Here is a 12241-nt window from a genome sequence, read left to right as displayed (position 1 = left end):
CTAACTAAATTTCTTGCACATGTAAAGTGTACAATATTTTAGCCAAAATACCTAAAGATAGCATCGAAAAACAAAGGCTTAGGCACAAGCGGTTATCTCCAAGAACCCAGTAAGTTCTGTTCAAAGGCTAAACTGAGATGAAGGCTTACCTGAGAATATCAATAAGAAGGAGCTACTTTTGTTCAGTTGATTAGCTTAAGAGGAAAAAACAGGCCATCCGTCCTTTCGACGGATGGCCTGTTTTTTTATAGCTTTTGCTTATTTCTTGCTCTTTTTATAGAAGAGCCAACTTGCCAAACCGACCAACAGGAGGCCGATAAAGACAAAGAAGTAATTGACTTGTGTGTTGGTTTTCGGTAAACCAAGCCAACCTGTCTCTCTAGCTGCTTGTTTCGTTGTTGGCTGATTTGGTTTTGTTTTTTTGGATACAGGTTGTTTCTCGTTAACAAACGTGCCCGCATCCACAAGTTCAGGTTTGTCTTTCGCTGTTGCTGCAATAGTGAATGCGACAGCTTGCTTAGATAGTTGGTAACCATCCGGTGCTTTTGTTTCCACAAAGGTATATTTTCCTGGTTGTAAGTGGTTCACTTGAACTAACCCTTGGTTGTCAGAACGTAATGAACGAGCGACAGTTTGCCCTGTCTCTGCATCTGTCACTTTAAATTCAGCACCTGCTAAGGCATTCTTTTGCTGATCAATTTTCACCAGCTTGGCAGTACCTTGGTAATTAATAAAAGGTGCTTTAAGTACCACAGTGGCTGGTTTGCCTTGGTTGTCTTTCGCAATCGTAAAGCTTGAGCTTGGCGTTTCATTAAGAAGATAGCCTGTTGGCGCTTGTGTCTCCACAAAACGATACGTTCCCGGTGCTAAATTTTTCGCAATGACTTTGCCTTGCTTGTCAGACATCAGATTGGCTTGTCCAGCTACGGTTTGCCCTGTTTCATCAATGACCTTAAACACCGCACCTGCCAATGCTTCACCTGTTTCGTTTTCTTTGGTTAATTGAGCAGTTCCTTGATAATTGATAAGATCGCCTAAAGCAATTGGCTGCTCTTTTCCTAATTGGGCGGTTACATCAAATGGATGTGGCGTTGTGTCTAACAGATAGCCTGTTGGTGCTTTCGTTTCCACTAAAACGTAATGCCCTTCATTCAGCCCTTTAGCGTAAATTTCGCCAGTCTTATCCGTTGTTATTTCAGAAACCTTTTCTCCTGCACGATTCAAGAATGTTATCGGTGAACCTTGGGGCTGATTCTGCTCATCGGCATTGTAAATTGCAAAAACTGCACCCGCTAAGGCTTGACCTTGCTCGTTGACTTTACGTCCCGTTACTTCCGCTTGATAATTTACAAACTCTAACTCATCTAGTGGTTGTTTATCATTTGAATTCTTCTTCACTACAAAATAAATGGGTTGTTTATTGACGATATAGCCATCCGTTGCATCCAGTTCATCTAATTCATAACTACCAGCGCCTAAATCCTCCATAGCCAATGAACCATCTTTTTCAGCAGTTACTTCTCTTTCAAAGATTTTTTCCCCGTTTTCGATTCGATACAATTTAAAAATCGTTCCTGGAAGTGGGTTCGCATTGGCATCGATTTTCTTAAAGACAGCACGTCCTTTGAAATTGGCGAAGGCCCCTAATTGGAAGATCTCCGGATCACCTTTGAAATCACCACGAACTTCTACTTTTACTAATTCAGGATAAATAATATAATCTGCGCCATCTGGTAATTTTGGTGCTTTGATTTCTTTATAATAATAGGTACCTGGCGCCAAGTCTCTAAAGATAATTTTGCCATCTTTGCCACTCGTTGCTGTAATCCCTAATGATTGTTTATTGTGATCATATAATTCAAAAACAGCACCTGCTAATGGTTGGTCTGCGCTATTCGTTTTCACGATTTGGAAAGCCCCTTTGTAATTCACAAAGTTGTCACTAGCAACAACGACCGCTGGTTTACCAGCATTTTTCTCAGCAATTTCAAATGGGACTGGCGTGGTATTTAACAAATAGCCTGTTGGCGCTTTGGTTTCTACAAAGCGATATTTACCTGGGGCTAAGTGCTCTGCAATAATTTCCCCTTGATTATTTGTCGTCAAGCCTGTTTGAATCGTTTGTCCCTTCGCATCAAGCACTTTAAATGTCGCACCACTTAATAAGTGTCCATTCACATCTTTTTTGATTAATTTAGCTGCGCCTTGATAGTTAATAAAGTTAGCCGTTGCTATAACTGTTGCTGGTTTGCCCCGATCGCTTGCTGCAATCGTGAAAGCACTTGGTTCAGTGTTTAAAAGGTACCCTGCTGGCGCTTTGGTTTCCACAAATTGATATTTTCCTGGGGCTAAATCCGTCACTGTGACTTTTCCGTTTGCATCCGAAACTAAGTGTTCTCGAACCGCTTGTCCTGTGGCATCAAGGACTGAAAATTCAGCACCTGCTAATGGATTGCCTGCTTGGTCTTTTTTAATTAGTTCAGCAGAACCTTGGTAATTAAGCATTTTAACATGAACATCACGAATTTGTCCGCTCGTGTTTTGTGTCACAATGAACCGTTTGGGTGTCGTGTCTAAAAGATAGCCTGTCGGTGCTTCGATTTCTGTGAACTGATAAAGCCCCGGTTTTAAACTATCCACCTCTAACTGGCCATTCGCGTTGGTTCGATCCGGCGCAAGGGGAACTTCTTCCCAATGAGTAAACGGCGTGGTTACAGCATGCTCTAATTTAAAGCGTGCATTGACTAATTTTTTGCCCTTCTCATCTGTTTTTTCTAAAATTACTTTATTGACATCGTTTTTAATAATGGTTGGTTGTGCTCCCTCGGCTGAAGTTTCTTCATCAATAGTAATGACTCGGCCTTTAGCTAATTCGTCCGAAACTGTATAGCCTTCTGGTGCTTTTGTCTCCACCAAAATGTATTGCCCTTGCGGCAACCCACCAAATGTGATAACCCCAGTGGCGTCTACTGTACCTTCACGTAGGACTTGTGTTTTGGCTTGGTCCCAAATTTGGAAATGGGCGCCTGCTAAAATAGTCGTCCCATCCATGGCTGTTTTCTTCAGCTGAATTTTGCCTTTAGTCCCTGTGGCATGCCCGCCACTGTGATCGATGTCAACGACCACATCGCCATTGTCATCCCCATGAACGACTTCTGAACCATTTCCAGTAATTGACACTTGGTTGGATACCGTGTCTGTACTCCCCGCTGCTGAAGAAGTCACTAAACTACGATATTCCATATAATAAGGTGCTTCAATATGGGCCATTTTAACGACAATTTTTTGTTGTCCTGTTTCATTATCGGTGGTAACTTCCAGTGTGTAATCTTTTCCTTCTTCTAAAATAACAGATTTATCTGGCGTAATCGTTCCGTCTTCTGTTACGTTGGTACCGTAAATCACCAATGACTCGGGATCTAACACTTGGTTTGGTGAGGGTGTATCAGTAATAACCACATCGTCTAAAACCGATTGGGCGCCATTGATCATTACATGCCAGTACACATGATCTGGATCATCTTTGTGGTATTCGCCACCTTTTTTCACTGATTCGCCACCATGTTGAATAGAAACTTTTCCTGTCACATCACGTGAAGAACCTTGGTTTGTATAAGATGCGGTGTTGTCATAACTAGCCGAACCTTCGATAACTTTTTCATCAACAGACGTCTTAAATTCAATCACATACGTACGACTATCATTAGGAAAATCAACACGCCAAGTATTTTGGTTTTTCTCGCTTGGTTCTTCCATTGTGATATCCGTCAACGGTTGCGCTGGTTTCACTTTTTCAACCGAACCATCTGGTTTTGTATTGCCTTCATAGACTTTCAAGCTCCCAGCCAAATAGGTTTGATTGGCTAAAATTGGATCCGTCAAAAAGGCGTCGACTAAACGATTATTACTTAAATTAACAGCAATCGTCCAAGTGATTTCTTTGGTGACGGCATTGTAAACACCGCTTTTTTGCGCATTTAAATCAAAAGCAGGTAAAGGTTTAAACGGTTTATTATCCTCTGAGTGATGATTGTTTCCTGCTTCATCCATCCAATCAATGGCAGCGGTATTTCGGTAATGGTCCAATGCAGGATTGTTAGCGTCTAACTCGGTAACATCGAAAACGGTAGTATAAGTTACGTAGAAGGCATCACTTGTTTTGGCATACGCCCCTATAAAACTTAACTTAAAGCCTGTTTCACCATCTGCATTATGAGTTATTTCTACCATGTAATCTTTACCTAACGTCAACTGAGCACCAGTGGTTGTATCTTTAACAACCAACGAATTGGGTACCATGGTTAAGCCAGGAACTGGTTCGTATGTGTCCGTAATCACGGCATTTTCCATCAAATAATTATTTTGATTCACAGCTAACGTCCAACCAATCGTTGAATTTTGATAATCAACTGCACCAGTGTTTTTAATAATATTTTGTTGACTGGCTGTGCCATCACCTTCTGAATGCTGACCAGTGCCAACATCCACACGATTATTCACGGCAACATTGCCTTCGACAATTCCATCAACTTTGGTTTTATAATCAATCTTGACTGCGCCAGTCACATCATGTAAAAAGTCAATTGCAAAGGAACCGTCTCCGTTGATTACCACTTTGTAATCTTTTCCTTCCACAAGTTCTGCTCCAACGACTTCATTTCCTTTGTCATCAAATGTCACTGAATATAAATGTAAAGAATCTGGTTCAAACGTTAAATTATCGCCCATTGTGTCTGTAATGACTGCTTGGTCTTTTGGAATGGTTTGTTCACCATAGTTGTAGTTAATTTCCCAAGTGAATTCTTGATTGGCTTCGTCGTAATCTATATTGCGCTTATCTAACATTTTGCCATAGGTTGCCGTCACAGTTGCTTCAGCATCTAACCCATTTGGATTATTATCACTTGTTAACGTCGCGTGATTTTTAAAAGGCACATCGCCGCCGCCATCTGGAATAACCGCCTCGTCAATCGTCGTTTGGTACTCAAGACGATACGCTTTGTTGGTGTCACCTTTAATCGTCACATTGCCATTTTTATCAACGGTATATTCATCTGGACTAAGTTCGCGACCCACTTCTTTAATTGTTCCATCAAGATTCATCACTAACTCATAGACTTTCACGGACTTAAAGGTATTCCCTGTTGGCCATGTTTCCGTCACAGTTGGATTTGTTTGATCTTTCATCGCTTGATTGATATCTACCGTCCAAGTAATCGCACTAGGATTGGGCGTTCGATCAAAATGGCCTTGTTTATCAATTTGTTGTTCGGTATCTGGGACAATCGGAATCACTACAGGCGGCAAATCTTCTTGTGTAGGAATATCAATCACCCAATCTCCTGGGCCCCGCCCATCTGAATCATTCAAATGAGTATCTAAAGAAAAGTCCCCGTGAATGTCACTTTCAGACGTGATTCGCTCATTAAAGGTAAAACGAACCGTACCATCTTCACTAATTGTGTAGGTTCCATAGACATTGCCTTCTGCATCAACTAAATCACCTGAACCTGGTTTATTAGGTTTCAAATTGCCAGGTAATTGAAACTCGAAGTAATCGCCTGCTTTCATTTGTTCTCGCACATCTTCTGGAATCGACCAGTTAAAGTTCCAATGAATGGTCACATCTTCTTTATACGGCGGTGTTGCTGGTGTGCCATCAGGATTTAAATAAATCGGATCTTCAAAATTATCGATAATCGTTGTTTCATCACCTGTAAAATAGTCACTGATATCTGTTGGTCCTGCTACGCGCGGTTTGACAGTCGTAGACTCGGTTGTTTTACTTTCTATCGCTTTTGTCGTGCTGGCGACAGTTTCTTCGGACGAACGAGGAACAGAGGAGTTTGTAGATGCTTCTTCTGTTGGACCTTCATTCGCTGATGCGGCTGGCGAACTCGTGATTGCCGTTGATTCTGTCGGATCAGTACCAGTATTTAACGTCAACGCTCGTTGCTGTTGTCCATAAGAAAACGTCACATCTTCTGTAGCTGTAGGGTTCAACGTTAAGACTAACGTATCTGCTAACGCTTGCTGATTCAATTCAATTTGAATCTGTTTCTTCTGGTCATCCACTTGAATCTTGCGCGTATTATTGGGCGCTGCCCAATGTGCAGCTTTGATTGACACATTGGCACTATAATGCACTACAACCTCTTGTGTTACTGGTTGTGCTTTTCCTTGAAGCGCTAAGGTCATTTCTTGTTGGCTGGTTTGCTTCACTTCTCCTAACGTTAACTGGCCATCGCTGTTAACATCTTCCGCCAAAGCCATGAGTGGTGTGCCATAATTTAGAACAAGTAACAAACACATCAACCCGTAGAGCCAACGGTTTACCATTGGACCATTCTTTCTCATTTCTTTCATCCTTCCTCTACTAACGACACATAGAAGAGAACGTTCACTTCGTACCAATTTTTTATTTTAAACCAAATAAGTGAGTGCTCTTCTGTTGTCTTTCTTCCTTGCTAAAACAGACAGCCAACACACCTTTTCTTTTTATCTCCTCAAAACGCACTCTTCCTTCGAATGCGGATTCATTTTCTGCTTTTTCCTATAGACTCTTCTATAAGAATAAGAAGAGTATAACGGGATTTTTCAGCGAAAATTATCAACAACTTCTCCTCCAAATAGAAAAAGTTGATGAAATCCCAGAAACCCTTTTCATCTTTATGAAAACACGTCCTTATCCTTTCTTATTTTTACTATTCCTTCTTCCACTATACCGTTTTTTTTAATTTTTTTCATAAGAACTAACCAGACAAAAAAGCCTATTTGTATAAGCTATTTAAGCTAAAAAATCAATAGACTCAAATTATCATTCTTGTTATTTAAATGTTTTATATAAACTGGTTGTTTTTCTTAATAATTTTTTGCTCTATCATTTTTTGTCCATGTTTTCTTCCATTTGACACATTCAGTTCTTCTTGATTTTTAAGAATAGATACAGTAGCATAAGAACAACTAGTTCTTTCACTGGCAATCGTCAATGTCATTTAGAAAAGAATGCCCTATCTGTATTATCTGAAAAATCAAACAATCATAACCAATTAGAAAGGTGGTTATTATGTATAACTTATTAACCAAACAGGAAATTCAGTTGCTTTCCCTAATTGAATACTTGTATGACAGTAAAGAAAAAGTCCCCATGCAAGTACTCCGACGAAAATATGAATTTTCCCATTACAATATCAACAATTTATTGAATCAATTAACTTTGTTAATTTCTCGAGTCAATACACATGAAAATGTACATATTCGCATCATTAATAATCAACAGTCCATAGAATTAGTTGCCGATGAAAATATCCCGATTGAGTTAATGAAAGAAGCCGTAGTTCGCGGGTCATTAACTTATATGTTAGCCTTAGATTTACTTTTAAAACGCTATACTTCAGCCAAAGATTTTTGTGAAGAGCATTTCATTAACTTTTCTATTTTCAAACAAGTCAGTGACCGTTTAAACAATTATCTAGCTAGATTTAATTGTTATTTAAACTTAAAAAGACGAGAAAAAATTTGTGGTGCTGAAAAAGATTTTCGCAGTTTCTTTTATTCCTTATTCTTCATTTCAGGAACTTCTCTAGTACCATTTTTATCTAAGACTAATCAAGCGCAATTGCAGAATTTTATTGAAATCATCAAAAACCGTTATCCTTACTTTACATATACCGATTTACGCAAATTAAAATTAATTATGTCCATAGGTTTACTCCGTTACCAATCTGATTTTACAATCAGCGATTATCCTGAAATTGCTACGATCAATTTAGCCTTTCCTTATTCAGAATTTCAATTATTAGTGAATGATTGTTTTATCAATGAACAACAAGAACCCGACACTTGGCGGGCTGAAATTCGTTTCTACTATGATTTTTTCAGTACACTAACGATGTATTCACTTGAACAAATAGAAACGGTCAACTTTGCCAACTTAGCGATTATGGGCATGGATGAAAGTCCCCATGTCACCTGGATTTTTGAAAAATGTACGCAATTACAGTTGGATTTAAGCGCAATAGAAGTGGTCTTTTTGTTGGTTAATTTATCTAATGCCAGTGAACGACTGATTCATTTCCCTGTGGAAGAGGAATTGAGCTATGAGGTTGCTAATGTCTCTTTGTATGAAAAACAATACCCAAATGTTTCACGAACAACCAACTATTTCTTAAAGCGTTTGCCTTTTGACAAACAACATCCACTAGATGCGTTATTTAAAGAAACCATTTTTTTAATTATTCGGAGCGTTTTATTAAATAAACAAATTCCTGTTAAAATTTTACTTCATTCATCTATTAATCAGATACAAGAAAATTGGTTAGCGAAGGAAATCAATAATTATTGCGATGTTCCTTTGAAATTTGTTAATCATATTCAAGAAGTGCCTGACTTAGTCATTACTGACAAAAATAATCCGCTTTTTCACGCCAGTAAAACTTTTTATTGGCATCCCGTTCCTTATTTAGACGAATACTATAACCTAAAACAAGTAGTTCGCAAAATTTATTTTGCCAAATTGCGTGGGGAAAACAGTTTGGAGGGAATCGGATGTTAACAGGGTTACTTGATGTACCTTATCGTAAAAGTTTTGCTCTTTTAGAAGAGTTACTCGAACGTCGTGAAGCAGAAGAACAAACATTGGCGATTTCTACTTTAGCGACTCAATTAAAAATGCAACAAAATACCATTCTACAATCTGTAGCTTTGCTCCAAACAGAAATTGAAAAAAACGGCTGGGAAAACTTATTTTCTTTGTCGGCAAACGCCAAAGAAATCACATTTTGGTTTGCACCCTATTTCCAACTATCGTTCTTGATGCCCTACTTTGTCAAAAAAAGTTTCGCGTATCAAGTACTGACCTATGCCTTTAACCATAATGCAATTGATAGCAAACATTTTGAAAAAGTCCTAGAAATTTCTTCATCAACCTTTACGCGAAAAATTGGACAATTAAACCAATGGCTCCAAAAATATCAGATTGAAATCAATTTAAAACGTACCAATGTGTTGGTGGGCAAAGAAAAAGATATCCGGATTTTCTTTATGATGCTTTTTTGGAACAATTACTCTGAAGGGGATTGGCCGTTGCACACGATTACTAAAAAAGAAGTCCATAGTCTCTTTCGACGTTTAAAACACTCTGTTTCTTTCAATACAACACAAGATTTTACAAAAGACTTAATTTTTTCTGCGGTGATTTTAGCGCGTTGGAAAGAGGGCTTTTTTATCAAAGAAACTTTCGTGGAGGAAGAAGCGATTGTTAATCCCTTTGTTAATCTGAGTGAATTTGAATTGTTTTTTAAAGAAGAAGCCTTACACCAAGTTCCAACAAAATTTATACAAAAAGAAGGCCTTTTTGCCTTTTTCTTATTGACGATTAGTGTCAGCTACGCTACACAAGATGTCTTGGAAATTCCAGCAGCACGGATGCATATGGTCCAGCTATTAGGCTCACCCATTAAAGAGATCATTTATCAACTAACGTCTTTTTATCAAATTAAATTGACATTTCACGAGTATCTTTATCTATATACTTCTATCCAAAATTTAAGTGTCTTTTTTAAGACCTTTGTCACGATTGCCAATCCATTTGTACAAGAAAGCTTTTTAAAAGAAGCGCTTCAAAAAAATCCAAGTCTCTACAAAGATGTGAAGCGACTTACAATCGAAATGCTTCCGACATTGATGGGCAATGAAAAATTGTTAGTTGACTGCTTGTTTATTCTTTTTTGTACATTGAAAACGAAATCTTTACCACCGATTCGTGTCTTAGTAAGGACCAATCAAAGTAATTTAATTTTAGATACCCTTTATGAAAAGCTAAGTAAAGCCGTGGATAAAAAATTAATTTTTGTCGCTTCACCAGAAAAGCCTTTCGATGTAATTATTACAGATATCTTTTCAGAAGTTAGTGTCAAATCAACGGTTCCCACTTATTATGTTGATTTTTCTGCTAGCATTGGTGAACTAGCGCAAAGCTTAGAAAATTTAAATACACAAATTGTCACCAAACAAAGTCCACGCCACTTTTAAAAGTTTTCACGTGAAACATTTTAAGTGTTAAAAATAAGCAAGAAACATAAGTTAAACTAGCTTATGTTTCTTGCTTATTTTCTTTAAATTACAAAAAACGTCAAAAGGTAGCAGAAAAACTGCTACCTTTTGACGTTACGAAAATTTTTCAATGTTCCACTCTAGTGATAACGAAGCGTAGAACATTCATTTACTAACTACTCACTTTACATGACGTTATTATTTTCTGTCACCAATTCTAGCTCTTGCAAGTAATGATCCAAAGTCGCGTGATGTTGATCGACATCGGCTAACTCTGTTTCAATTTTAGCTAAACGCGTGTTCATGCGTTGAATTTCCGTTAGTGTTTGTTGTAAAACGTTTAAAATCCGTTCATCGTTAGGCATTGAAATCACTCCTTGTCCATTTATAGTTCTGAGCCGTGTTCAATCTCTTCAATCGTTTCAAGAGACAAATCTTTGGCATCATTTTTAGCTTTGTGGAAGACCATATATAAAATAGTACAAACGATTGGGATACAGCCTGCTAAGAAGTACATTTGTTGGAATGACATAAAGTTACGTAATTCACCTAAAACGTACGGACCAACCCCTAATCCAAGGTCTAAACCGATGAAATAAGTCGATAAAGCAATCCCTATACGGTGAGGACTTGGGCTTTCTTGAAGACAAACCGCTTGGCCATTTGACATGAAAGTACCATAACCTAAGCCAATTAACCCACCTGAAACTAATAACATCCAACCAGACGTAGTCATACTTAATAAGAATAAGCCTAGTGTTAAGAAAATGTAGCTCGGATACATGACGTAGCGTTCACCTTTGACATCGAAAATCCGACCTGTCGATGGACGTGTTAAGGTAATCACGACCGCATAGACGATAAAGAAGAAGGTGCTGACGTCAACTAAATCGATTACTTTGACATAAGAAGATAAGAAAGATAAGACACTTGAATAAGCAAGCCCCATTAAAAAGGCGATAAATGTAATAAATAAAACTTTCTTTTCAACAAAACTATCAAAATTCCATTTAGATAAAGCTTCACGATGTTCAGGTGTTAACTCAATATTTTTCACTGGGAAAATGAAGCAAGCAATGGTTGTTAACAAAATTAAAATAATTGAAAAGTTAATAATGACATGGAAGTTGGAAACATTTAACAATAACATCCCAATAAATGGCCCAATGCCGGCTGCTAAACTAGTACTCAAACCATAATAATTGATCCCTTCCCCTTTTTTGTTTTTAGGGATATAGGCGGTAACAATTGCGTTGGTCGCTGTCGAAACGGTTCCGTAACCAAACCCATTTAAAAAACGGACCAGATAAAGAATGCCCATACTTGGCATATACATATACGCAACAGTCGTTAAAAGATAAAACAAAGCCCCATAACGTAAGACTTGTTTGCGCCCAATCAGTTCAAGGAGTTTTCCCATGAAAAGTCGTGCAAGCAATGTCCCGATGATGTAAATTCCTGAGGCCAAACCAGCTTGACCTAAAGTAGCGTGTAAGCTATCTTGCGCAATCACCGCAATAATAACCATTAATAAATAATAAACAAGATAGACAATGAAATTAATCACTGTAATACTGATAAAGCCTTTATTCAAAAGCTTTGTTGGTGTTTGTTCTGTCATAATTCTTTGAATTCCTCTCTCTTTTGTTCTGTTTATTTTGTGTTGCTATTTTTCAATAAAAGACCGCTATCCCCTCACTTTGATGACTTATCAAAAAATTTTCTGAAATTCATTTGCAGTTATTACTATACGAGATATCCGTTACAAAAAAATGTAAATTTGTGAATGATAAACGTTATCTACAAATAACTTCAACAAATGTTGTTGATTTTTGTTGAAGAAAGAGTCCTCAACTATTCTCAAAATATCGAATGGTTGAGGACTCTTTCTTTTAATTAAAAATAAGTTCACATCTATTACAAACTGTCTATAGTTTGACTCTGTATGTCTAAGACATCGGTTACTTTTTTACCAAATTGTCCTTGGACCGACTTTTCTAAGCCAGTATTTGCATTTTCTATTGAGCGTTTGGCTTGTGCTAAAGCATTTTTTTCCCTTCGCTTGCTTTTCTGTACTTTTTTACTCTGTTGTTGTAACAGCGATAAACCGAGAGACTGCGCTGTTACTTTTTGCAGATTCTTTTGGTATTCTTTCCATAATTTCTCCAATAACTCCATGAACATCCTC

At 37.8% G+C, this 12241-nt stretch carries 6 protein-coding genes; 2 read left to right on the top strand and 4 right to left on the bottom strand.

Features of this window, described 5'->3' with window-relative positions:
• Window positions 1–258: 258 nt before the first annotated feature.
• Window positions 259–6357, bottom strand: coding sequence for a fibrinogen-binding MSCRAMM adhesin Fss1 (gene fss1, locus IGM04_RS00395; protein WP_179189082.1), 6099 nt, complete (start codon window positions 6355–6357; stop codon window positions 259–261).
• 709 nt (window positions 6358–7066) lie between these two features.
• Here fss1 and IGM04_RS00390 point away from each other — a divergent pair.
• Both IGM04_RS00390 and IGM04_RS00385 read left to right on the top strand, forming a co-directional pair.
• Window positions 7067–8554, top strand: coding sequence for a helix-turn-helix domain-containing protein (locus tag IGM04_RS00390; protein ID WP_086317570.1), 1488 nt, complete (start codon window positions 7067–7069; stop codon window positions 8552–8554).
• Window positions 8548–10032 (top strand): helix-turn-helix domain-containing protein, encoded by a 1485-nt coding sequence (locus tag IGM04_RS00385; protein WP_002396762.1) that lies wholly within the window; start codon window positions 8548–8550, stop codon window positions 10030–10032. The genes IGM04_RS00390 and IGM04_RS00385 overlap by 7 nt, the downstream gene beginning before the upstream one ends.
• A 206-nt stretch (window positions 10033–10238) precedes the next feature.
• Here the strand turns inward: IGM04_RS00385 and IGM04_RS00380 are convergent, their stop codons facing one another.
• The 3 genes from IGM04_RS00380 to IGM04_RS00370 form a co-directional block, all read right to left on the bottom strand.
• A complete protein-coding gene (locus IGM04_RS00380) occupies window positions 10239–10418 on the bottom strand; it encodes a hypothetical protein (RefSeq protein ID WP_002381345.1) in 180 nt (59 codons plus the stop codon).
• A 20-nt stretch (window positions 10419–10438) separates the two neighbouring features.
• The gene (locus IGM04_RS00375) at window positions 10439–11674 is read right to left on the bottom strand and encodes an MFS transporter (protein ID WP_002356101.1); all 1236 of its coding nucleotides are present in this window, start codon (window positions 11672–11674) and stop codon (window positions 10439–10441) included.
• Between the two features lie 296 nt (window positions 11675–11970).
• Window positions 11971–12237 (bottom strand): hypothetical protein, encoded by a 267-nt coding sequence (locus IGM04_RS00370; RefSeq protein ID WP_086317569.1) that lies wholly within the window; start codon window positions 12235–12237, stop codon window positions 11971–11973.
• Window positions 12238–12241 lie beyond the last annotated feature (4 nt).

Source organism: Enterococcus sp. DIV2385 (assembly GCF_051711925.1).
In the GTDB taxonomy this organism is placed as follows: domain Bacteria; phylum Bacillota; class Bacilli; order Lactobacillales; family Enterococcaceae; genus Enterococcus; species Enterococcus faecalis.
This window is presented reverse-complemented; position numbering and strand designations above follow the sequence as displayed.